At 72.9% G+C, this 26,587-nt stretch carries 1 protein-coding gene; it reads right to left on the bottom strand.

The window, feature by feature from the left end; all coding sequences use genetic code 11:
* On the bottom strand, positions 1-26,465 hold a 26,465-nt coding region (locus tag OV207_RS06985; RefSeq protein WP_267553666.1), incomplete at its 3' end, for a non-ribosomal peptide synthase/polyketide synthase.
* Positions 26,466-26,587 lie beyond the last annotated feature (122 nt).

Raw genomic sequence — 26,587 nt, 5'->3', positions numbered from 1 at the left:
AGCACCTGGGCCCAGACCGTGGCCAGCCGCTGCTCCATCTCCGTGCGGGGCGCGACGTATTCGCGCTTCGTCGTGCGCAGGCCCTCCGGGGTCGGCAGCGCCTTGCGGTCCACCTTGCCATTGGGCGTCAGGGGCAGGGCGGGCAGGGCCATGAAGGCGGCCGGCACCATGTACTCGGGCAGGTGCTTGCGCAGGTGTTCACGCAGCGGCGCGGTGTCCACCTCCGGCGCCACGTAGGCGACGAGCCGCGCATCGCCCGGCACGTCCTCGCGCACCAGCGCCACCGCGTCCCGGATGCCCGGGTGGCTGCGCAGGGTGGCTTCGATTTCGCCCAGTTCGATGCGGTAGCCGCGCAGCTTCACCTGGAAGTCCAGGCGGCCCATGAACTCCAGCGTCCCATCCTCGCGCCACCGGGCCTTGTCGCCCGTGCGGTACAGCCGCGCGCCGGGCTCCGTGCTGAAGGGGTGGGGGATGAAGCGCTCCGCGGTGAGGGCCGGCCGGCCCAGGTAGCCGCGCGCGACGCCTTCACCGGCAAGGCACAGCTCGCCCTGCATGCCGAAGGGCACCAGGTGCTGCTGCTCGTCGAGCACGTAGGCCCGCACGTTGTCCAGCGGCCGGCCGATGACGGGCAGCACCTGGGACGCGCCCTGGAGGGCCCAGGCCGTGGCGTTGACGGTGGTCTCGGTGGGTCCGTACACGTTGAAGGCGCGCGTGCGCTTCGTCGTGGCCAGCCGCCGCCACGTCACTTCATCCAGCGCCTCACCGCCGATGAGGAGCAGCGCAGGCACATGCTCACGCTCCAATAGGCCCGCTTCCAGCAGCAGCTTCAGCTGCGAGGGCGTGCAGTCCAGCGAGTCGATGAGCTGCGCCTCCAGCCACGCCAGCATCGCCTCCGGATCCTTGCGCGTGTCCTCGGGGACGATGCACAGGCAGTATCCATCAAGGAGCTGGATGACCTGCTCCATGGACGCATCGAAGAACAGCGGCGCGTTCACGCTGACACGCAGGCCGCGCTGCGGCTGCACGTAGATGTCCCGCGCCATCGCCTGGTGCAGGTGGAGCACGGAGCGGTGCTGCACCGCCACGCCCTTGGGCATGCCCGTGGAGCCCGACGTGTAGAGCACGTACGCCAGGTTCTCCGGCCCCGCCTCGGACGCCAGCGCGTCCGTTGGCAGCGCCGTCCAGGGCTGCTGCTCGCCATCGAGGCACACGAGGGTGCCCACCTCCGGCGTCCACGCCTCCGCCAGGGCCCGGGTGGTCAGCAGCACCGACGCGCGGCTGTCACCCAGGATGAAGGAGCGACGCGCGGCGGGGGCCGACGGGTCCAGCGGCACGAACGCGCCGCCCGCCTTGAGGACGGCGAGCAGCGCGACGATGGATTCCGCCGAGCGCTCCAGGCACAGGCCCACCGTCACTTCCGGGCCCACGCCCAGCGAGCGCAGGTGTCGGGCGAGCTGGTTGGCGCGGGTGTCCAACTGACGGAAGGACAGCGTCATGTCCCCGAACGCCACGGCATCCGCGTCCGGCGTGCGGGCCACCTGCGCTTCAATGCGACCGTGCAGCGTGGACTCACGGTCGAAGTCCACGACGGTGCCGGACAGCTCGCCCAGGAGCCGCGCACGCTCCTCGGCGGTGACGAGCGTCAGGTCGGACACGTGGGCGTCCGCGTCGGTCAACGACACCACCGCCTGGGTCCAGTGGCCCAGCACGCGCTGGATGGCCTCCGGCGTGAAACGGTGCGGATCGTAGGCCAGTTGGTACTGGGGCCGGGTGCCCGGCATCACCGACGCCGTGAGGGCGTAGTGGCTGCCTTCCCCGGACCGGAGGTCCCGGATGTCGAGCGCCGTGGAGCGCTTCAACAGCGACTCATCGAGCGGGAAGTTCTCGAAGACCAGCAGCGAGTTGAAGAGCGGCGTGCCGCGAGGCATGTCGCTCCAGGCCTGCGCGGTGACCAGCGGCGTGTGCTGGTGCTGCTGGATGCCCAGCTGCTGCGCCTGGATCGACTGGAGCCAGGGCAGGGTGGGGGTGTGCGCGTCGGGGAGCTGGATGCGGACCGGCAGCGTGGCGATGAGCAGGCCCAGCATGGCCTCCGCTCCTTCCAGCTCCGGAGGACGGCCGGCCAGCGTGGTGCCGAAGAGGACGTCCTGCGTGCCGCCGTAGCGCGCGAGCACCAGCGCCCACGCCGCCTGCGACAGGGTGTTGAGCGTCAACTGGTGCTGGCGCAAGAACACCTGGACCGCCGAAGCGGTCTCCGCCGGTAGATGCCGAGTCAGCGTGGCGAGTGGCGAGGCCTCGCCGGGCCGCGCTGACGTGGGCTGCTCGGCGGGCAGGGGCGTGGGGGCCGTGAGACCGGCGAGTTGGGCGCGCCAGAAGGACTCGTCCTCGGCCACGTCGATGCGCTGCAGCCACGCGATGTAATCCCGGAACGGAGGCCGCGTCGCCGGAGGCGGCGTCCTGCCGGCCTGGAAGGCGTCATAGAGCGCGAAGACCTCCTGGAAGAACAGGCCGGAACTCCAGCCGTCCAGCAGCAGGTGGTGGTGGCTCCAGACGAAGCGCCAGTGCTCATCCGCCAGACGCACGCCCAGCATGCGCATCAGCGGGGCCCGCGACACGTCGAAACCTCGGGTCCGCTCGGCCTCCTTCAAGCGCTCCATTTCAACCTGCTGCTCCTCCGGAGGCAGGTGTCGCAGGTCCCGCTGCTCGAAGGGCAGCAGCGCGTGCGCGTGCACCACCTGGAGCGGGACGTCCACGCCCTCCCACACGAAGCTGGTGCGCAGGATGGGGTTTCTGTCCACCGCCCCCTGCCACGTCCTGCAGAACAGCTCGATGTCCACCGCCGAGTGGATCGACCAGGCGCGCTGCTCGAAATAGTAGGCCCCCTCCGGCGCATGGAGGGTGTGGAACAACATGCCCTGCTGCAACGGCGAGAGCGGGTAGAGGTCCTCCACGGTGGGGCCCTGCGAGGCCAGCAGCCGGTCGAGCGCGGGCTGGGAGATGCGCGCCAGGGGGAAGTCCCCCGGCGTCATCCGGCGGGAGTCCTCCGAGTGCCGCTGCGCGATGAGCGTGCGCAGGGACGCGAGGAAGCCCTGCGCCAACGACTCGATGGTGGCCGCGTGGTGCAGGTGGTGGCTGTAGCCGAAGTCCATCCGCAGCTGCCCGTCGCGCACCGAGCCGTTGACGAGCAGCAGGTGCGTCCGGAGGGACTGTGGCGCCACCGGCGTGCCGACGGGTTCGTCGCTCAGGGAGAAGAGGGTGCTGGCGGCGGACGCGCCGTCAAGCTGGCCCAGGTAGTTGAAGGCCACCTGCGCCTGCGGGAAGGCCGCCATCCGCTCACGGACTTCGCGCGGCCCCATGAAGCGCAAGAGCCCATGGCCGATGCCGTGGTCGGTCCACTGACTCAGCGAGTCGCGCACCGCGCGCAGGCTGTCACCGTGGGTGCCGCCCATGGGCAGGCGCAGCAGCGCGGGCGTCACGGACGTGAACCAGCCCACCGTGCGGGACACGTCCGCGTCCACGAACAGCTCCTCGCGGCCATGGCCTTCCAGATCGACGAGCGCGCTGGACTGGCCGGTCCACTCACGCAGCGCGAGCGCCAGGGCCGTCAACAGCACGTCGTTGATCCGCGCTCGCCAGCCCGCGGGCGTCTCCTGGAGCAGGAGCCGCGTCTCCTCTGCGTCCAGTTGGACGGAGAGCGACCGCTGAGAGCCGTGGGTGTTGGGGCCGGACGCGTCAACGGGCAGCGGGGACACGCCCATGCGAGCGTCATCCAGCCACAGGGCCGTCTGGAAATGCAGGGCGTCGGAGTGGGCATGGTTCCCCAACCGGCGCGCCCAGGACAGGAAGGACGTCGTCTTGCCGGGAAGGACAGGGGGGCGCTTCGCGAGCAGTTGCAGGTACGCGGCCTCCAGGTCCTCCACGAGCACGCGCCAGGAGACCGCATCCACCACCAGGTGATGGACGATGATCAACAGGCGCTGGTCATCCTGCGGCCCGAAGTGGAAGAGGGCCGCGCGCACCAGGGGCGCCTGGGCCAGGTTGAAGCTGGCCTGGAGCCGGTCCGCCTGCTCCTCCATGACGCCGGCACGGGTCTCCGGGGGCAGCGCGGAGAGATCCACCTGGAGCAACTTGAACGGCGCCTCCTCGGGCGAGGCGTTGCGCTGGCGCCAGGAGCTCCCCTCGCGGCTGAAGCGCAGACGCAGGGCGTCGTGGTGGGAGATGAGCAACTGGAGCGCCTGCTCCAGGTACGTCGCCTGGAGCGGCTGACGGGCCCGCAGCAGCAGCGGCTGGTTGGAGTGGTGGGCGTGTTCGGGATCCCCCTCCAGCAACTGGAGCTGGATGGGCGTGAGGGGCACCTCGCCCACCACCGGCCCCTGCTCCGCGAGGCTGCCCGCGCTGACCCGGGCCTTCGTCGCCAGGGCGCCCAGCGTGGGGTTCTGGAAGATGTCGCGCACGGAGAACTGCACGCCGGCCTGACGCGCGCGCGCGATGACCTGGAGGCTGATGATGGAGTCGCCGCCCAGCTCGAAGAAGTTGTCGTCCACGCCCACGCGCTCGACGCGCAGCACCTGGGCCCAGACCGTGGCCAGCCGCTGCTCCATCTCCGTGCGGGGCGCGACGTATTCGCGCTTCGTCGTGCGCAGGCCCTCCGGGGCCGGCAGCGCCTTGCGGTCCACCTTCGCGTTCGCCGTCAGGGGCAGCGCCGCCAGGGGCACGAACGCCGAGGGCAGCATGTACTCCGGCAGCCGCTGGAGCAGGAACGCGCGCAGCTCCACCGGGTCCAGGTCCTGGTTCGCGACGAAGTAGGCGACCAGCCGCTTGTCGCCGGGCACGTCCTCGCGCACCACCGCCACGGCCTCGCGGACTTCCGCGTGGGCGCGCAGCGCGGCCTCCACTTCGGCCAGCTCGATGCGGTAGCCGCGCACCTTGACCTGGTTGTCCGCGCGGCCCAGGAACTCCATCACCCCGTCCGGCTTCCAGCGCGCCAGGTCGCCGGTGCGGTAGAGGCGCTCACCCGGCGTGGTGGCGAAGGGGTTCGGGACGAAGCGCTCGGCGGTCAGGTTCGGGCGCGACAGGTAGCCACGCGCGAGGCCGTCACCGCCGATGAACAGCTCACCGGGGACCCCCGCGGGCACCGGCTGCCCATGGGCATCCAGCACGAAGAGCTGGGTGTCCGCGATGGGCCGGCCAATGGGGATGCTCTTGCCCACCTGCGCCGCGTTCGACATGCGGTGCGTGGAGGCGAAGAGGGTGGTCTCCGTGGGGCCGTAGCAGGCGGTGACGGGGATGCCCAGCTCCTGCACCACGCGGCGGACGTGGGGCGCGGACACGACGTCGCCGCCCGTGAGCATCTGCCGCACGCCCTTGAGGGCCTCGGCCTTGAGGTCCACCACCTGGGCGAAGAGGCCCGCCGTCAGGTGCAGCGTGGTGACGCGGTGGTGCTGGAGGACGTGCGCCAGCAGCTCCAGGTCGCTGGGGGACCGGGGCGGGAAGACGACGAGCCGGCCGCCGAAGAGCAGCGGGCCCCAGACCTCCAGCGTGGAGGCGTCGAAGGAGATGGGCGCGATGAGCAGGAACGTCTCATCCGGGCCCAGGTGCGCGTAGGGCGCGTTGTGCAACAGACGCATCACGCCCCGGTGCTCCACCGCCACGCCCTTGGGGCGGCCGGTGCTGCCGGACGTGAAGTCCACGTAGGCCAGGTGGCGCGCGTGCGTCCCCGCGTGCACGGGCGACGTGGGCTCCTCCTCCAGGCTCGGCTCCTCCACGAAGAGGCAGGGCAGGGCGTCGTCCACGGACAGCCCCGCGCGGACCGCTCGCGTGGTGAGCAGCAGCTTCGGCGGCGCGTCCTCCAGCATCGCGGCCAGCCGCTGCGCCGGGTACGAGGCATCCAGCGGCACGTACGCGCCACCGGCCTTGAGGATGGCGAGCAGCGAGACGATGAGTTCGACGGAGCGATCCAGGCACACCGCCACCAGGACGTCCGGTCCCACGCCCTGCTTTCGCAGCAGGTGGGCCCACTGGTTCGTGCGCGCGTCCAGCTCCGCGTACGTCAGGCGCGTGTCCCCGAACTCCAGGGCGATGGCGTCCGGGCGGAGCGCGGCCTGCGCCACGAAGAGGTCCTGGATGCACGCCTCGCGCGGGTACTCGCCCCGGGTGGCGTTCCAGTCGACGAGGATCTGCTTGCGCTCCGCCGGGTTCAGCAGCGGCAGGTGCGCGAGCGGGACGTCCGGAGCCGCGGCGGCCTCACGGGCGATGCCGATGAGGTGGTCCGCCATGCGCACGATGGTGGCTTCGTCGTAGAGCGCGGTGGAGTACTCGAAGCGGCAGGACAGCCCGGTGCGGTGCTCCCAGACCTCCAGGCCCAGGTCGAACTTCGCCGCGTCCATGGGCACTTCCACCGGGCTCAGCTCCAGCGACGGCAGCTGGGCCTTGGCCTCCGGCGTGTTCAGCACGTTGATGATGGCCTGGAACAGCGGCGTGCGGCTCAGGTCGCGCGGCAGCGCCAGCGTGTCGAGGATCTTCTCGAACGGCGCGTCCTGGCGCGCGTAGGCCTCCAGCGCCTGGGTGCGCACGCGGACCAGCAGCTCGTTGAACGACGGCGAGCCCTCCAGCTTCGAGCGGAAGGCGAGCGTGTTGAGGAAGCAGCCCAGCAGGCCCTCCACCTCGGGGCGGGTGCGGCCGGCGATGGGCGTGCCCACCACGAAGTCGTCCTGGCCCGAGTAGCGCGACAGCAGCGTCTGGAAGAGCGCCAGCATCACCATGAACGACGTGGCGCCCTGGCGGCGGCTGAGCGCGAGCAGCGGCTCCGCCACGTCGGCCGGGAACTGGAAGCGGTACACCGCGCCCGCGAACGACTGCACCGCCGGACGCGGCCGGTCCGTGGGCATCTCCAGCGCGGGCGCGCCCAGCAGGCGCTGCTTCCACCAGGAGACCTGCTCCTCCATCACGCCGCCTTCCAACCAGGCGCGCTGCCACACCGCGTAGTCCGCGTACTGGATGGGCAGCGGCGGCAGCGGCGACGACGTCATGCCCGCGCTGTAGGTCGCGTAGAGGACCGTGAGCTCGCGCGCGAGCACCATGGTGCACCACGCGTCGGACACCGAGTGGTGGAGCACCATCGCCAGGACGTGCACCTTCGGCTCCACGCGCAGCAGCAGCGCGTGAAGCACGACCTTCTCCAGGTCGAAGGGCAGCAGGGCGTGTTCCTGGCACCGGCGGATCAGCTCCGCCTGACGGTCCTCGGGCGTGTCGCCGGCCACGTCCACGATGGGCAGGGCCAGGCCGCGCGCGGGGTGGATGACCTGCACCGCGGAGTCACCCGCCAGCGAGTACGTGGTGCGCAGCACTTCATGCCGGGCCACCAGCTCGTTGAGCGCGGCCTGGAGCGCGGCGATGTCCAGGTCACCCGAGAGGCGGAACGTGGTCGCGTTGTTGTACGCGCCGCTCTGGGGGTCCAGCTGCTGGAGGTACCAGAGGCGCTGCTGGGCGAAGGACAGCGGCAGCGGCCGGTCCCTGGAGACCACCGGAATGGGCGGCGGTCCGCTGGGCGCGGCGGGCGCGACGGGGCGCGGGGCCTCCGCCTTGGGACGCGCCACGGGCGAGGGGGCGGCGGCCGGCAGGCGGGACGGCAGCGTCACCGGCTCCACGCGTCCATCCGTGCGCAGGCGGACGTGGCGGCCGGTGCGGTACAGCCGCGCGGACACCTCCGTCGGGTGCGGCACCAGCCGGCGGTGCTCCTCTTCCTCCGCCTTCCACAGGCCCCGGGGGAGGCCCGCGCCCGCGAGGGCCAGCTCTCCCACCACGCCCACGGGCACGGGCTGGCCCGTGGGATCCAGCACCCACGCCTGGAGGCTCTCCGGGATGCGCTCGCCCGGCGCGCGGGGCAGGAGCGCGCCTTCGACGGCGCCTCCGGACAACAACACCTCCACGTTGGCGGACCGTTGCAGCGCGGAGGCCAGCTCCGACGACGCGCCCTCCAGCACCAGCGCGCCCACGGAGCCCAGGGACTCACGCGCCCCGGGCAGCTCCGTCAGCGAGCGCGCGAGTCGGGCCGACGTGTGCACCAGCACCGCGCCGGACTGCTTCGCGAGCGCGAGGAGTCCCTCCACGCCCTGGCCGCTCTCCACCAGCACCTGCTCCTGGCGCGCGACGCCTTCGCCCTCCAGCAGCTCACGCACCCGGGCCAGCCGGCGCAGGCCGTCCAGCACCACGGGCGTTTCGAGGCCGAAGTCGATGAGGGCCGCCACCTCATCCACGTCCCCCTCCTGCACCTCGCGCAGGCGCTTCAGGCCGCTCTCCACGGAGCCGACGAGGCCCGTCGTCTTCGCGTGGTGCTCGAAGGTGTGCTCCAGCAGCGCGTTGATGTCGTCCGGGGACAGCTTGTTGATTTCGCCCTGGTAGCCCTGCGCCGCCAGCAGCGACGTGACGATGTCCGTGGAGCCACGGAAGTAGCCGAGCAGAGGCTGGCGCACCGTGCGGAACACCTCCGCCTCGTCGTCGCCCAGGTACGTGTGCAGCATGACCGTGATGTGGCCACGGCCCGGGTGGCCGTTGCGGCGCCACGCCTCGCGGTAGAGGGCCACCTTCGGCTTCAGCTCCTCCATCGAGTGCGACATCAGGCCCGTGAGGACGCCCGCGCCCAGCTCGCCCGCCAGCCGGAACGTCTCCGGGTTCACCGTGGCGGTGAGCCACACCGGCAGCTCCTTCTGCACCGGCTTGGGCCGCAGCGACAGCTCCACCGTCGTGCCCGCGCCGGCAGGGCGGGTCACCTTCTCGCCGCGCCACAGCGCGCGCAGCGTCTTGAGGTGCTTGAGCAGGATGTTGCGCCGGTCCTCGTAGTTGGCCGGCGCGAACGTGAAGTCGTGGACGTGCCAGCCCGTGGCCACCGACAGGCCCACGCGCCCCTGGGACAGGTTGTCCACCACGGACCACTGCTCCGCGATGAGCAGCGGATCATGCAGCGGCAGCACCACGCTGCCGGAGCGCAGGCGCAGGTTCTTCGTGACGGTGGCGATGCCCGCGGCCACCACGGCCGGCTGCGGGTAGAGGCCGCCGAAGGAGGCGAAGTGGCGCTCCGGCGTCCACACGGCGGAGAAGCCGTTCGCGTCCGCGAACTTCGCGCCTTCGATGAGCAGCTCGTACTTCGGCCCGGTGAGGGTGTCCTCGTCGTTGGCGAAGTAGATAAGGCTCAGGTCCATGGCCTTCGCCCGGCGCCCGGCGCCCCCCAGGTTCACCAGCCGCGCGGTGACCTGCTCGGAGGGGAACACCACGCGCAGCCCGCGCGACAGCGCCCACAGCGCCTCCAGGTCCGGCCGGTCCGGCGCGGCCTCGCCCGCGGACAGCCAGGCGCCGCCGTCCCGGGGGGACAGCCGCGCATCCAGGCCGGCGAAGAACTCCGCCAGCTCCTGGTGGCCCAGCGCCCACGCGGGCTGTCCCACGCCCATGGGCAGCAGCCACGCCAGGGTGTCGGCGCCCGTGGGGCCCGGCACGTCCAGTGTCGCGGCCTCCGCGGAGGTCGCGACGTCCTCCACGTACAGCGTGCGTGAGGCCTCCACGCGCACGGAGGCCACCAACTCGCGGGTGGTGACGAGCACCGGCGCGCGCGCGCCCTCCGCCGGGGCGGCGTAGAGGGACAGGCCGCCCAGCTCGGTGGGGCCCAGCGCGACCGCCGCGCCGCCGGCCTCCAGCACGGCCCACAGGGCGATGAGCTTCTCCGGCGAGGGCCGCAGGCTCACGGCCACGGGCGCGCCGTCCTTCACCCCGAGCGAGCGCAGCCGCGCGGCCAGGGTCCGCGCCTGGGTGCCCAGGTGCGCCCAGGTCCAGTGCTCGTCGCCGCGCGACACGGCGACGGCGTCCGCCTGACGGGCGCGGCGATCCGCGAGGAGCGCGGGCACGGAGGTGAAGCCGGCCACGGTGCGGGGGCTCGGCCACGCGCGGCGCTCGGCTTCGGTGGACAGGGGCAGGCGGGAGACCTGCGTGTCGGGCTTGGAGATGGCGGCCGACAGCAGCACCTGGAAGTGCGCCATGAAGCGCTCGGCGAACGCGGCGTCGAACAGCTCCGTCGCGTACTCCAGCACGCCGTGGAGGCGGCCCGGAGACTCGGAGAGCACCAGCGTCAGGTCGGCCAGGGTGGAGCCCCACTGCACGGGGGTGCCGGGGACCTCCACCAGCGAGCCGCGCATGCCCTTGAGCTCCAGCGTCATCCCACCGGCGCTGACGCCGGAGTGGAAGATGAACACGGAGTCGGCCATGCGGCCCCTTCCGATGTCCTTGCCCGGGATGAGCGCTTCGACCAGGTACTCGAAGGGCACGTCCGGCCGCGCCTGGGCGTCGTTCACCTCTTCGCGAATCTGGGCGAGCATGTCGCGGAAGGTCGGCTCGCCCACGAAGCGGGTGCGGAAGGCGGCCGAGTGCGCCACGTAGCCGATGAGCGGGAACAGCTCCGGCCGGGTGCGGTTCGCGATGGGCGTGCCGACGATGAGGTCCGTCTGGCCGCTGTAGCGGTGCAGCAGCGTCTGCCACGCCGCGAGGACGATCATGTACGCGGTGAAGCCCTCACGCCGGGAGAAGGCGGACAGCTCCCGGGCGAGCGCGGCAGGCATCTCCATGGTCATGCGCGCGGAGTCGAGCGTGGTGCTGTGCGCGGTGCGGGGCCGGTCCGTGGGCAGATCAATCTGCCGGGGCATGCCGGCCAGCCGCTGACGCCACCACTGCTCCTGTTCGGGCAGGTGCCCTTCCGCGATGCTCTGGCGCTGCCACTGGCCGAAGTCCGCGTACTGGAGGGGCAGCGGGGGCAGGGGAGAGGGGCGCCCCTGGAGGAAGGCGTCGTAGAGCTGGCCCAGCTCCTGGACGAAGAGGGCCACGGACAGCGTGTCGCAGACGACGTGGTGGATGCAGACCATCAGCATGTGCTCGTGCGTGTCCAGGCGCACGAGCGTGGAGCGCATCACCGGTCCCTTGACGAGATCGAACGGCGCGGCGGCGTCCTCGCGGGCGAGGCGCAGGGCCTCCGCCTGACGGGTCTCCAGCGGGCCCCGCAGCTCCACGCGGACCAGCGGGATGCGGACGTGGGCGTGGAAGCGCTGCACGGGGCGGCCGTCCACCACCTCGTACGTGGTGCGCAGGGCTTCGTGCCGGTGGACGATTTCCTGGATGCCGCGCTCCAGGACGTCCGCCTCCACGACCCCTTTGAGCCGCAGCACGAACGGGATGTTGTACGCGGACAGGCCGGGCAGGTGCTGCTCCAGGCGCCAGACGCGCTCCTGCACGAAGGACAGGGCCAGCTCCCGCGTGCGCGCGAGCGGCACCAGCGGAAGCTCCACGGACACCTGGGCCTGGGGGGCCTGGAGCAGCAGCGGCTCCAGGCGCTGGGCGATGCCCGCGACGGTGGGGGCCTCGAAGAGCGCGGCCAGCGGCAACTGCACGCCGAAGGTGTCACGCACCTGGTTGAGGAGCTGGGCGGCGGTCAGCGAGTTGCCGCCGATTTCGAGGAAGTTCTCCTCGCGGCCCACGAAGTCCAGGCCCAGGCGCTCGCGCCACAGCGCGGCCACGCGCTCCTCGACGTCGCCTCGCGGAGCGTCCTCGCGCCCCATGGGCACGGCGGCGGGAGCCAGGGCTTCGGAAGCCGTGTGCGCGGAGAGGCCCGGGAGCAGGGAACGCGCGGCGGAGTGCGAGGTGTCAGGCGCCGCGTGCGCGGGGTGGAACGCGCCGTCATGCAGCGACTGCGCGATGCTGGGCACGGACACGGGCGGTGGCGTGGTGGCGACCGGTTGCGCGTCGCCAGCCGACGGGGACGGAGACGACGGGCCCGCGTGCGCGGGGGCTTCCGTGGGAGACAGTGTCACCGTGGCCATGCGGCCCGTGGGCGCCAGCGCGCCCTGGCCGGACTGGATGGCGGGGGCACGGCCCGCGAACGGCGCGGAAGCAGGCGCCTCACCGGAGTCCGCGCCGAGCGCCGACGACGGAGCCGTCGCGGTCGCCGGGGAGACGGTCCGGGGCGCGCTCACGGGCGCGCCCGGCGGCATGAACGAAGAGGGCAGGGCGCGGGCCCGCGCCTGGACCCAGACGTCCTTCTCCTGGAAGGCGTACGTCGGCAGGTGCAGCCGCAGCCGCTGCTCGTGCGCGTAGAACGCGCTCCAGTCCACGGAGACACCGGCGGTCCACAGCTCGCCCACGCCCTGGAGCCAGCCCTGCTGTTCGGTCGTCGTCCCGCCCCGGCGCAGCGTGGCCAGCGCGCGCACGCGGTCGCGGTCCTGGCCCAGGCTCGCGCGCACCAGCGGCGTGAGGTCCTGTCCGGGCCCCACCTCCAGCAGCACCCCGCAGCCCTCTTCCAGCAGGGCGCCCACCGCGTCGGTGAAGCGCACCGGCTGCCGCATCTGCTCCGTCCAGTAGCCCGGCGCCGTGAGCTGCCCCGGCCGCGCGAACGTCCCCGTGAGGCTGGACGCGTAGCGCACCGTCGGCTCGGAGCGGTGGAGCGAAGCCACCACCCGCGCCAGCTCCGGCATCAGCGGCTCCACGTCCGCCGAGTGGAACGCGTGCGGCGCGGGCATGCGCACCGCGCCCGCCTTGCGGCGCTCCAGCTCCTCCTTCAGCCGCTCCACCTCCTCCACCGGCCCGGACACCACGCACCGGTCCGGGGCGTTCACCGCCGCGAGCGTCAGCCGCCCGGTCAGCAGCGGCACCACCTGCGTCTCCGGCAGCGCCACCGCGAGCATCGCCCCCGGCGGCATGCGGTGCATCAGCTCCCCGCGCGCCACCGCGAGGCGCATGGCGTCCTCCAGGGACAGCACGCCCGCGACGCACGCCGCCGCGTACTCCCCGAAGCTGTGGCCCAGCACCGCGTGCGGCGCCACGCCCAGGTCGCTCCACAGGCGCGCCAGCGACACCTGCACGCTGAACAGCGCGGGCAGCGCCACGCGCGTGTCCGCGAGGCTCGCCGTGACGTCCGCGCCCTCCGCCGGCCGCAGCAGCGCCGACACGCGCTCCCGCAGCGGCGCGTCCATCAACGCAAGGCACGCGTCCAGGTGCGCGCGGAACAGCGGCGAGGCCTCCGCCAGCTCGCGCCCCATGCCCACCTGCTGCGCCCCCTGGCCGGAGAACACGAACGCCACGCGGGGCGCGCGGCTCGTCCCCTTCGCCGCGGACGCGGGCTTCTGGAGCTGCCTGGCCAGGTCCGCCGCGTCCTTCACGACCAGCGCGCGCCGGAACTCGAAGACCTTGCGGCCCACCGCGTGCGTGAACGCCAGGTCCGCCAGCGACAGGCCGGCCCCACCGGCCTGCGCGTGCGCGTCGAGCTGGCGGGACGCCGCCTCCAGCGACTCGGGCGTGCGCGCGGACAGCAGGACGAGCTGGTGGGAACGGGTGGTGAAACCACTCTGCCGCATGGGAGCTTCCTCGAGGATGGCGTGGGCATTGGTGCCACCAATGCCGAACGAGCTGACCGCGGCGAAGCGGGGCGTCTCACCCCGGGGCCACGAACGCAGATGGGTGTTGACGAAGAACGGGCCCGCCGCGAAGTCGATCTGCGGGTTGGGTCGCTCGAAGTGGAGGCTGGGCGGGATCTCCCCGTGGTGCAGCGACAGCGCGGCCTTGATGAGGCCCGCGAGGCCCGCCACCGTGTCCAGGTGGCCGATGTTCGTCTTCAGCGACGCCAGCGCGATGGTGCCCTGGTGCTCCGGCCCCAGCCCGTACGCGCGCGTCAGCGCCGCCACTTCAATCGGGTCCCCCAGCGGCGTCGCGGTGCCGTGGGTCTCCACGTAGCCGATGGACTCCGGTGACACGCCGGCCTTCGTCAGCGCCTGCGTGACGACCGCCGCCTGCCCCTGCACGCTGGGCGCGGTGAAGCCGGACTTGTGCCGGCCATCGTTGTTGATGGCCGAGCCCCGGATGACGGCGTAGATGGCGTCGCCGTCCCGCACGGCGTCCTCCAGGCGCTTGAGCACCACCGCGCCCACGCCGTTGGCCGCGAGCGTGCCCTGGGCCTTCTCGTCGAACGCGCGGCAGTGGCCGTCCGGGGAGAAGATGAGCCCCTCCTGGTGCACGTAGCCCGTGCGCTGGGGGACGGACAGGCGCGTCGCGCCCGCGAGGGCGATGTCGGACTGGCCCACCTGGAGGCTCTGGCAGGCCAGGTGCACCGCGACGAGGCCCGTGGAGCACGCGGTGTAGATGAGCGTGCTCTCACCCGTCAGGCCCAGCTTGAAGGACGTCTTCGTCGCCATGCTCTCGTGCGTGGCGGTGCCGTGCAGCTCCATGAAGGAGGCCGCGTCCAGCGGCATCGCCTGGCGCACGGCCTCCGCGTAGCCGGAGCTGGTGGCGCCCGCGTAGAGCGAGATGGCGCCCGGGAAGCGGTCCGGATCCACGCCCGCGTCCTCCAGCGCCGCCCAGGCCGTCTGGAGGAACAGCCGCTGCTGCGGGTCCGTGAACTGGGCCTCGCGCAGGGGCATGTCGAAGAAGGCATGGTCGAACTTCTCCACGCCTTCGATGACGCCGCCCGCCGCGACGAAGGCCGGGTGGTGCCACAGCTCCAGCCCCTCCGGCAGCCCGGGCAGGTGCTCCAGCTCCTCCGGCGTGAAGCGGCGGATGGACTCCACGCCGCCGCGCAGGTTGCTCCAGAACTCCTGCACGGACATGGCGCCCGGGAAGCGCCCGGCCAGGCCGATGATGGCGATGGCGCCGGAGGAACCGTCCGCCTTCGGCGCCTCGCGAGGACGCGGCGCGGGGGCGGGGGCCACGGGGGCGGCGGAGGCCGGGGGGCCTCCCGACTCGCGCTCCATGCGCCGGGCCAACTCGTTCACGGTGGGGTGCTCGAAGAGCCACACCACGGGCACGTGGCGCTGGAGCTCCTCGCGCAGGCGCGCGGCGATGCGCACCACGGACAGCGACGTGCCGCCCAGGTCCTCGAAGAGGTTGTCATGGACGCCCACGCGGTCGGCGCCCAGCTCGCGGGCGAAGACGGCCGCCATCCGCTGCTCCGTCGCGTCGGTGGGCTCCACGAAGCGGCCCTGACGGCCGGTGGACCAGGCATCCGGCGCGGGCAGCGCCTTCCTGTCCACCTTGTTGCTGGGGCTCAGGGGCAGGGCGGCCATGATCACGAACGTCGACGGCACCATGTACTCGGCCAGCCGCTGCCGCAGGCCCGCCCGCAGGGTCGCGGCGTCCAGCACCTCGCCCTCACGAGGCGCCACATAGGCCACGAGCCGCTTGTCGCCGGGCATGTCCTCACGCACCACCACGACGACCTGCTGCACGGAGGGCAGGTCGCGCAGGGCGGTCTCCACCTCCGCCAGCTCGATGCGGAAGCCGCGCACCTTCACCTGGTGGTCGATGCGGCCCAGGAACTCCACCACGCCATCCGCGCGCCAGCGCACCAGATCGCCCGTGCGGTACAGCCGCTCGCCGGGCGTGGTGCCCTGCGAATCCGGGACGAAGCGCTCCGCGGTGAGTTCGGGCCGCGACACGTAGCCGCGCGACAGGCCGTCACCGCCCAGGTACAGCTCGCCCGGCACGCCCACCGGCACCGGGTGCATCCACGCATCCAGCACGTAGCCCGTGGTGTTGGACAGCATCGGGCCGATGGGCACCGGGCTGCCCACCTGCTCGGGCCGCGACACATGGAAGGTGTTGGAGGCGACCGTGCACTCGGTGGGGCCGTAGATGTTGGTGACGCTGGTCGTCCCGGACGCGACGGCCTTGCGCGTGTGGGGCGCGGAGAGGATGTCCCCGCCCACGTGCACCTCGCGCAGCCGCTCGAGGATGGCCGGCTGGTGATCCACGATCTGCGAGAAGAGCCCGGTCGGGATGTGGGCGCAGGTGACGCCGTGCTGCGTCACGATGCGGGTGATCGTCTCCAGGTCGGTGGTCAGGTACTTGCCCGAGAAGACGACCAGCCGGCTGCCCTGCAACAGGGCGAGCCACAGCTCCAGGACGGAGACGTCGAAGGAGATGGGTGCCAGGAACAGCATCGTGTCGCCGACGTCGTAGACACCGAAGCGCTTCGACTGGATCAGCCGCAGCAGGCTGCGATGTTCGATGCTCACGCCCTTGGGCCGGCCGGTGCTGCCGGACGTGAAGATGACGTAGGCCAGGTTGCGGGGGTTCACGTCCACCTGGGGCGCGGTGACGGGATGCGCGTCGAGCGACAGCTCCTCCACGAAGAGGATGGACGTGGCCCTTTCGACAGACTGGAACCGATCGCGCAGGTCACGCCGGGTGAGCAGCACCTGGGGTCGGCCATCCTCCAGCATGAAGTTCAGCCGCTGCGCGGGGTACGTGACATCCATCGGCAGGTACGCGCCGCCCGCCTTGAGCGTGGCCAGCGCGCAGACGGCGAAGGCCACCGAGCGCTCCATGCACAGCGCCACCAGCCGGTCCGGTCCCACGCCCCGGGCCACCAGCTCATGCGCGAGCTGGTTGGCCCGGGCGTCGAGCTGCGTGTAGGTCAGCCGCTCGTCCTCGTCCTCCAGCGCGACGGCGTCCGGATGCCGCGCCACCTGGAGCGCGAACTGGGACACGACGGTGGCGTCGGAGGCGTAGGGGTGGGCGGTGTCGTTGAAGTCGACGAGCACCTGCTGCCGCTCCGCCGGGGTGAGCCACGGCAGCGAGGCCAGCGGCAGGTCCGGTCCGGAGACGGCGGCCTCCATCAGCGTGCGCAGGTGGCCGGCCATGCGGGCCACGGTGTCGCGCTCGAAGAGGTCGGTGCTGTACTCGATGGCGCCGTGCAGGCCGTCCGGCGTCTCCGTGAGCAGCAGGCCCAGGTCGAAGCGCGCCGTGGCGCTGTCCACGTCCAGCATGCGCAGCGTGAGGCCCGGCGCCTGGAGCGTCCCGCCCGGTGCGTTCTGGAGCGCGAAGATGACCTGCACCAGGGGCGTGCGGCCCAGGTCGCGCTGCACCTGGAGCTCCTCCACCAGCTTCTCGAACGGCAGGTCCTGGTGCTCGTAGGCCGCGAACGTCGTGTCCCGCACCCGCGCGAGCAGCGAGCGGAAGGACGCGTCCGGGTTGATGCGGGCGCGCAGCACCAGCGTGTTGACGAAGAAGCCGACCAGGCCCTCCAGCTCCCCCTGGTTGCGGCCCGCGATGGGCGAGCCCACCAGCAGGTCCTGCTGCCGGCTGTAGCGCGACAGCAGCACCTGCCACACGGACAGCAGCGCCATGAACGACGTGGCGCCTTCCTGCCGCGCCAGCGCGCCCAGCCGCTCGGCCAGGACGCGGGGCAGGTGCAGGGGCAGGAGCGCGCCGCGAGGCGAGCGCTGCGTGGGGCGCGGCTTGTCGGTGGGCAGCTCCAGGACGTGCGGGGCGCCCGCGAGCTGGTCCTTCCACCACGCCACCTGCTTCGCCAGCACGTCCCCCTGGAGCCAGCCGCGCTGCCAGGAGGCGAAGTCGGCGTACTGCACCGGCAGGGCCGGCAGGTGGGGCGTCGTCCCGGAGGCGAACGCCGCGTAGGCCGCCGCCACCTCGCGCACCATCACGCCCACGGACCAGCCGTCGGAGACGATGTGGTGCATGGCCAGCACCAGGACGTGGTGCTCCGGGGCCAGCCGCAACAGCCGTGAGCGCAACAGCGGGCCCTGGCCCAGGTCGAAGGGCCGGACCGTCTCCTCCAGCGCCAGCCGGTGCACGGCCGCCTCGGCGTCCTCGGGGGGCAGGGTGCCCAGGTCCGTCAGCGGCAGCGTCCACGCGGGCGTGGGCTGGATGAGCTGCACGGGGTCGCTGCCCTTCAGCGCGAACGTGGTGCGCAGGGCCTCATGGCGGTCGACCAGCAGCTCCAGCGCGCGGCGCAGGGCCTCCGCGTCCAGCGCGCCCTCCAGTCGCACGGCCCCGAGCAGGACGTAGGGCGTGGCCCCGGGCTGGAGCTGATCCAGCACCCACAGCCGCTGCTGGGAGAAGGACAGGGGCAGCGCGCCGTCGCGCGACACGCGCCGGAGGGCGGGCACGCGCGGCCCGTCCGAGCGCACCAGCAACTGCTCCTCCACCAGCTCCGTGACGCGGGCGACGGTGGACGCGGTGAAGAGGCCGCGCAGGGGCAGCTCCACCTGGAACGTGGCGCGCAGGCGGGAGATGAGCTGCGTGGCCAGCAGCGAGTGGCCACCCAGGGCGAAGAAGTCGTCGTGCAGGCCCACGCGCTCCACGTGCAGCACGTCGCGGAACAGGCCGGCGACCCGCTGCTGGAAGGGCGTCAGGTGCTCCGGGGCGACGGGGACCAGGGCCGCGGCGGACTGCTCCGGGACGGGCAGGGCCTTGCGATCCAGCTTGCCCCCGGGCGTCAGCGGCAGCGCCGTCATGGGCACGAACGCGGAGGGCACCAGGTGCGCGGGAAGCCGTTCGGTGAGGAAGGCGCGCAGCACGGCGGCGTCCAGCGTGGGGTGGCCCACGACGTAGGCCACCAGCCGCTTGTCGCCGGGCGCGTCCTCGCGCACGACGACGACCGCCTCGCGCACGGACGGGTGGGCGTGCAGGGCGGACTCCACCTCACCCGGTTCGATGCGGAAGCCCCGCACCTTCACCTGCGCATCCACGCGGCCCACGAAGTCGAGCGACCCATCCGCCCGCCACCGCGCGCGGTCTCCCGTGCGGTACAGCCGCGCGCCGGGCACGCCGCTGAAGGCGTCCGGCACGAAGCGCTGCGCCGTCGTCGCGGGGTGGCCGGGATAGCCACGGCCCACGCCCGCGCCGCCGATGAACACCTCACCCGGCACGCCGGGCGCCACGGGCTCCCCGTGCGCGTCCAGCAGGTACAGCCGGGCATGGGCCACGGGCCGGCCAATGGGCACGCCGGTGGCGTCCGGCGCCAGCGCGTCCACGGCGTGGAAGGTCGCGCAGACGGTGGCCTCGGTGGGGCCGTACAGGTTGGTGAGCTGCCCCCGGGGGCCCGCCGCGAGCACGTTGCGCACGGCGCGAGGGTCCGCGCGGTCGCCGCCGAAGAAGGCGTTGCGCAGGGCCGCCAGGGCCCCGGGCTCCTCGCGCGCCATCTCATGGAAGAGGGCGGTGGTGAGCAGCGCCGTGGTGGCGCCCACGTCGCGCAGCTTCCGGGCCAGGTGCGGCGGGGACAGGGTGACGTCGCGGGGGATGATGATCAGCCGCGCGCCGTTGAGCAGCGCGCCCCAGACTTCGAAGGTGGCCGCGTCGAAGGACGGCGTGGACACCTGGGCGACGCGGTCCTCCGGCGTCAGGCGCACGAAGTTCGTGTCCCGCACCAGGTGGACGATGGAGCGGTGCTCCACGCCCGCGCCCTTCGGCGTCCCGGTGGACCCCGACGTGTAGAGCACGTATGCGAGCTGTCCGGGCAGCACCGGCACCCCGACGGGCGCCGAGGTGTCATGGAGCGCCAGCGCGTCCGGTTCGGCGTCCAGGCACACGGTGGGCCAGGACTGCTCCAGCAGGGACGGCAGCAGCGAGCGCTCCGTCACCACCGCGGACAGGCCCGCGTCCTGGAACATGAACGTCAGGCGCTGCTGCGGGTAGGTGGGATCCAACGGCACGTAGCAGCCGCCGGCCTTGAGCACGCCCAGCATGCCCACCACCAGGTCCAGGCCGCGCTCCAGGCACAGGCCCACGCGGCCCTCCGGACGCAGGCCCAGCGACAGCAGGTGACGCGCGAGCTGGTTGGCCCGCGCATCCAGCGCGCCGTACGTGAGCGTCCGGCCCTCGTGCTCCACGGCCACGGCGTCGGGCGCGCGGCGGGCGTGGGATTCGAAGAGGCGGGGGAGGGTGTCCTCCGTGAAGGGCAGGGTGGCCGCGGCGTTCCAGTCCACCAGCACCCAGGAGCGCTCCTCCGCGTCCATCAGCGGCAGGCGGCTGACGGGCACCGTCGCGTCCTGCGCCACGGCCTCCAGCAGCACGCGCAGCTGCGACGCCAGCCGCGCGGCGGTGGTGGGGGTGAAGACGTCCAGGCTGTATTCGAGCGTCCCGTCCAGCCCGCCGTCGCGCGCCATCATCGACAGGCTCACGTCGAAGCGGGACGTGTCCGGCGCGGTGGGCAGCAGCTCCACCCGCACGCCGGGCAGCGCGGGCGGCGGCACGGGCGCGTTGTGCAGCGCGAACATCACCTGGAACAGCGACGCCCGGTCCGCGCCGCGCTCGGCCCCCAGGGCCTCCACCAGCCGCTCGAACGGCACGTCCTGGTGCGCGTACGCGGCCAGCGAGGATTCGCGCACGCGGTCCAGCAGCTCCGTGAAGCGGGGGTCCCCGTCCAGGCGGGCGCGCAGCACCAGCGTGTTGAGGAACACGCCGATGAGCGGCTCCAGCTCCGGCCGGGTGCGGTGGGCCACGGGGCTGCCCACCGCGAAGTCGTCCTGCCCCGAGTAGCGCGCCAACAGCGTTTCGTACCCGGCCAGCAGCACCATGAACAGCGTGGCGTCCCGGTCCCGGGCCACCTGCTCCAGCGAGCGCACCAGCGACGCCGGCAGCGTGAAGACGTGGCTCGCGCCGCGCAGGGTCCGCGTCGCGGGCAGGCCGTGCTCGGAGGGCAGCGCCAGCGTGGGCACGTCCCTCAGCGACTCGCGCAGCGCCTCCAGGTGCGCCCGCACGCCTTCGGAGTCGCCCTCCTGGTGCTGCCACACGGCGAAGTCGGCGGCCTGGATCTCCAGCGCCGGCAGTGGAGACGGACGGCCCTCCGCGAACGCCGCGTAGAGGCTGCCCACCTCGTGCACGAGCACGCCCATGGACCAACCGTCGGAAACGATGTGGTGCATGTTCAGCAGCAGCACGTGCTCCTCGCCAGCGAGCCTCAGCAGGCGCGTGCGCAGGAGCGGGCCGGTGCCCAGGTCGAACGGCAGGGCTGCTTCGTCCCGCATGCGGCGGCGCAGGGTGTCCTCGCGCGCGGCGCCTTCGGGGAGCACCTCCACCGGCAGCGGCCATTCGGCGGGCGCGGCGTGGATGCGCTGGAGCGGCTGGCCGTCGCGCTCCAGGAACGTGGTGCGCAGCGGCTCATGCCGGCGGACGACCTCCGCGAAGGTGCGGCGCAGCACGTCCACGTCCAGGGCGCCGGTGAGCCGCAGGGCCAGGGGGATGTTGTAGAGCGCCTGTCCCGGCTCCAGCTGCTCCAGGAGCCACATGCGCTGCTGCGCGAACGACAGCGGCAGGTCCCCGTCCCGAGGCACGGTGGGAATCGGGGGCGTGACGGCGCGCGACGGCAGCGCCTGGATGCGCTCCGAGAGCAGGACCAGCGTGGGCGCCTCGAACAGCGCGCGCAGGGGCAGGTCCACGCCGAACCGTGCGCCCACCCGGGTGACGAGCTGCGTGGCCAGCAGCGAGTGGCCGCCCAGGTCGAAGAAGTCGTCGTGCGCGCCCACGCGCTCCACGCGCAGCACCTCGCGGAACAGGGACGCCAGCTGCTCCTGGAGCGGCGTCAGGGGCGCGTCGTCCTCGCGGGAGGACGTGGCGGCGGTGGGGGCGGGCAGCTCGCGCCGGTCCACCTTCCCGTTGGTGGTGAGGGGCAGGGCGTCCAGGCCGACGAAGGCGGCGGGGACCATGTACTCGGGCAGCCGCGCGCGCAGGTGCTCGCGCAGGGCGCTGGCGTCCACGGTGGCGGGGACGACGTAGGCCACGAGGCGCTGATCGCCGGGCACGTCCTCGCGCACGATGACGACCGTCTCGCGGACGGCGGGGTGCGTGCTGAGCGAGGATTCAATCTCGCCCAGCTCGATGCGGAAGCCCCGGAGCTTCACCTGGTGGTCGATGCGGCCCAGGTACTCCAGGTCCCCGGAGGGCAGGCGCCGCGCCAGGTCTCCCGCGCGGTACAGCTTGCGGCCCGGCACGGGGCCGAAGCGATCATCCACGAAGCGCGCCGCGGTGAGCTCCGGCCGGCGCAGGTAGCCCCGGGCTACGCCCGCGCCACCGACGTGGATCTCCCCCGGCACGCCGAGGGGTACCGGCTGTCCCGCCGCGTCCAGCAGGTAGAGCTGGAGGTCGGGGAGGGGCTGACCGATGACGCTGCTCCCGGGACGCTCCAGGTCCACGAGCCCCACCGGACGCCAGGTGACGTGCACCGTGGTCTCGGTGATGCCGTACATGTTCACGAGCTGGGGCCGCGCGTCGCCGTGACGCTCGAACCAGGGGCGCAGCGACGCGAGGTCCAGCGCCTCACCGCCGAAGATGACGTAGCGCAGCGCCAGGGCCGGGGCTTCGCCCTGGGACGCGGCCTGCTGTTCGACGTGGAGGAGCTGACGGAAGGCGGTGGGCGTCTGGTTGAGGACGGTGACGCCCTCGTCGGCCAGCAGGAGCAGGAAGGCCTGCGGCGAGCGGCTGACGAAGTACGGCACCACCACCAGCCGGCCGCCGTACAGCAGCGCGCCCCACAGTTCCCAGACGGAGAAGTCGAACGCGTACGAGTGGAACAGCGTCCACACGTCCGTGGGCCCGAAGTGGAACTTCGCGTCCGTCGCGCTGAACAGCCGCGTGACGTGGTCGTGCTGCACCATCACGCCCTTGGGACGGCCGGTGGAGCCGGAGGTGTAGATGACGTACGCGAGGTCCCCGGGCGCGGCCCGGTGCTCCAGCCGCGCGGACGAGGCCCCGGAGGCCATCGCCGCCTCGAAGGTGAGCACAGCGGTGCCGTCCACCGTCGGCACGCGGTCCTCCAGCGACGCCTGGGTGATGACGAGCGGCGAGCGCGCGTCCTCCAGCAGGAACGCCAGGTGTTCGCGCGGGTGGGCGGAGTCCAGGGGCAGGTACGCGCCTCCGGCCTTGAGGATGCCCAGCAGTGCGACGACCAGCTCCACGCCGCGCTCCAGGCACACGCCCACGAGCACTTCCGGGCCCACGCCGCGCGCATGGAGGACCTGGGCCAGCCGGTTCGCCCGGGCGTCCAGCTCCCGGTAGGTGAGCTGGCGCAGCTCGAAGGTGACGGCGACGGCGTCCGGGGTGCGGTCCACCTGCGCCTCGAAGCGCTCCACCAGCGTGCCGGCGGGGAACGGTTCGACGGGCGGGTTCCAGCCGTGGAGGACCTGGTGGCGCTCGGCCTCGGTCATCACGGGCAGCTCGGAGAGCTTCGTCTCCGGGGCGGACACCATGCCGCCGACCACGACCTCCAGGTGGGAGAGGAGCCGGTCGATGGTCTCCGGCTCGAAGAGGTCGGTGGCGTACTTGCAGCCGACGAGCAGTCCGTCGGGGCCGGGGGCGGCCTCGAAGGTCATGTCCAGCTCGGTGGTGCGGTTGTCCAGCAGCCCCACGTCGAGCGTCAGGCCACCGCCCACGGGCTGGGCGCGCGGGATGGCGTAGTCGTCCAGGACGAAGGCGACGTTGTACAGCTCGCGCCGCTGCGAGCCGGGCTGCGCGACCGCGAGCACGTGGTCATAGGGCACGTAGCCGTGGGCCAGCGCGTCCAGCGTCGTCTGCTTCACGCTGGCGAGCAGCCCCGACACGGTGGTGTCGGCGGGGAGGCGCAGGCGCAGCGGGAGGAAGTTGGTGCAGTCACCGACGAGGGAGCGCGTGCCCGGCACATCCCGCCCGGACGTCGCGGAGCCGAGGACGAAGTCCGACTGGCCGCTCCACCGGTGCAGCACGGTGCCCAGCGCGGACACCAGCATCATGAAGGGCGTGGCGCCCTCGCGGCGGCCCAGCGCGTTCAGCTTCGCCATCAGGGGCGCGGGCAGCACGCGCAGCCGGCGGGCGCCCTGGGGGGACAGCCGCTGGGGCCGGAGCTTGTCGGTGGCCAGGGACAGCAGTGAAGGCGCGCCGGAGAGCGTCTGCTTCCACCACGCCAGCTCCGGGGCCAGGGCCTGGGGCGTCAGGTGCGCCTGCTGCCACGCCGCGAAGTCGCCGTACTGGAGCGCGGGCTCCGGGAGGGGGGAGGGGCGCTGATCCGTGAAGGCCCCGTAGAGCGCGGCCAGCTCGCGGGAGAGCACGCCCACGGACCAGCCGTCCGCGATCAGGTGGTGCACGAAGACGAGCAGCACGTGGTCATCGGGAGCGAAGCGCAGCAGCACGAAGCGCAGCAGCGGCCCGGTGAACATGTCCATCGGGTCCTGGGCATCGCGGACGGCCCACGCGTCCAGCAGGGCCGCGCGCGACACGGACTCGTGGCTGACGACATCCTCCACCGTCAGCGCCACGGGCGAGGGCGCGTGGACCTGCTGGAACAGCACGCCATCCCGGGCGACGAAGGTCGTGCGCAGGGACTCGTGACGGCGGCCCAGTTCGGTTAGCGAGCGCGACAGCGTCTCCGGGACCAGCGGCCCCCGGAGCGAGAGCGAGACGGGGACGTGGTAGGCGGTGGACTCCGGCGCGAGCTGCTGGAGGAACCACAGGCGCTGCTGGGAGAACGAAGCTGGCGTCAGCGCGGCCGAAGCCGGACGACGCTGGACGGGGGGCAGCGCCGCCAGGCCCGTCGCGGTGCGGCCCTGGGCCAGCGATGCCGCGAGCGCCTGGAGCGTCACGTCCTGGAGCAGGGTGGCCGCGGAGACACGCGTGCCCAGCCGCTTCTCGATGCGGGCCTGGAGGTCCGCCGCCGCGAGCGAGTCCATGCCCAGCTGCGTGAGCGGAACGTCCGAGGCCTGCTGGCCCGCCTCCGCTCCGAGCACGGCGGTCAGCTCCTCACGGAGGATGCGCTCCAGCTCCTCCACGGAGCGGGCAGGGGAGGCCGCGACCGGGGCGGCCTCCGTCTGCCCACCGGCGTGGCTCGCCGTCCCGCTTGTAGAAGCCGTGGCTTCGGCGGCCTCACCCGCCACCGTCGCCGCATCCGTCACGGGCGCCACCGGCGTCCGCACCAGCGGCTCCGCCCCCGCCGCCTCGCTGCGCCACAGCTCCGTGAACTCACCGGACACGAGCGCGGCCCGGCACGCGAAGCGCTGGATCTTCCCGCTGGACGTCTTGGGCACCGCGCCCGGAGGCAGCAGCACCACCGTGTGCGTCTGGACCTCCAGCTCACGCGCGAGCGCCTGCCGCAGTCCGTTCGCCACCGCCGCCAGCACCGTCGGGTCCGCGGACTCGGCCAGGTCGCGGCCCACCTCCGCCACCACGGCCAGCGCCTCACCGGCCGTCGTCTCCACGGAGAACGCCGCCACGCTTCCGGCGCGCACGCGCGGGTCCGTGCGCTCGATGACGCCCTCCACGTCCTGGGGGTACAGGTTGCGGCCGCGCAGGATGATCAGGTCCTTGCGCCGCCCCGTGACGAGCAGCTGCCCGTCCTCGCGCAGCACGCCCAGATCTCCCGTGCGCAGGTACTGCGGCCCCTCCACCACGCCCGAGGGGCGGGCATGGAACGTGGCCTCGCTCAGCTCCGGCTTGCGCCAGTACCCCTGCGCCACGCTCGCGCCGGACACCCAGATCTCCCCCACCTGCCCGGGGGCGCGGGGGACGAGCGAGTCCGGGTCCACGACCAGCACCCGCTGCTCCGCCAGCGTCGTCCCGCAGCCGATGTGCGCCCGCACGCCCGCCGCGTCCTCGGCCCCCGTCACCGCGAGCCCCCGCGACAGCGCCGCGTCCTCCAGCGGATGGGCGCGCACGCCCCGGCCCTTCACTTCGCCGGTGACGATGAGCGTCCCTTCCGCCAGGCCGTAGCACGGGTAGAACGCCTCCGGCCGGAAGCCGCTGGGCGCGAACACCTCCGCGAAGCGCTTCAGCGTGGCCGCGCGGATGGGCTCCGCGCCGCAGAACGCCACCTCCCACGACGACAGGTCCAGCGACGCCACGTCCTCCGGCGTCGCGCGACGCGCGCACAACTCGAACGCGAAGTTGGGCCCGCCGCTGATGGTGCCCCGGAAGCGGCTCACCGCCTGCAGCCACCGCAGCGGCTTCTGCAGGAACGCCATGGGCGACATCAGCGCCACCGGGAAGCCCGCGTACAGCGGCTGGAGGATGCCGCCGATGAGGCCCATGTCGTGGTACGGCGGCAGCCAGATGACACCCACGCTGTCGCGCCGCACCTGGAACGCGCCGGAGATGAGCCCCAGGTTGTGCAGCAGGTTCGCGTGCGTGAGCATCACGCCCTTGGGCGTGCCGGTGCTCCCGGACGTGTACTGGAGGAACGCCAGCGACTCCGCGCCCACGTCCCCTGGCGTACGCCAGTCCCGCTCGCCGCCCTCCGCCAGCGCGTCCGTCGCCATCCAGTGCAGCGCGCGGAAGTCCGGCGCCTGCTCGAAGACGAAGTCCGACAGCTCCAGGATGCCCGACGTCGTGAGCACCACCGACGCCTGCGCGTCCTGGATGATGGCCCGCAGCCGGGGCAGGGTGCGCTCCAGCCGCATCGGATCCGGCGGATACGCGGGCACCGCCACCGCGCCCGCGTACAGGCACCCGAAGAAGCCCGCCACGTAGTCCAGCCCCGGCGGGTACAGCAGCAACACGCGTTCGCCCACCGCGCCCCGTGCCTGCAACGCCGCCGCGATGCGCCGCGCTCGCGCGTCCAGGTCGAACGCGCTGAGCGACGTCTCGTCGCCGTCTACCTCTCCCAGGAAGGTGTACAGCGGCGCGTGGGCGGAAGGCCCCACCGCGAGGTTCAACAGGACGCCAGGAAGGGTTCGCGAGAAGTCAGGCACGGTGAGCCATCCGAAGTGTCGAAAACTGTCGACACTTCTTATCAGCCCTTGCTCGCGATCCCGCAGGCACTCGCGGTGCCCGTCACTGCTACGTACCTGTTGTCGCCAGCCCACTCGGGGAG

Origin of the sequence: Corallococcus sp. BB11-1 (assembly GCF_026626625.1) — a bacterium.
Classification (GTDB): Bacteria; Myxococcota; Myxococcia; order Myxococcales; family Myxococcaceae; genus Corallococcus; species Corallococcus soli.
The sequence above is the reverse complement of the archived record's forward strand: the minus strand, read 5'-3'. Positions and strand labels throughout refer to the sequence as shown.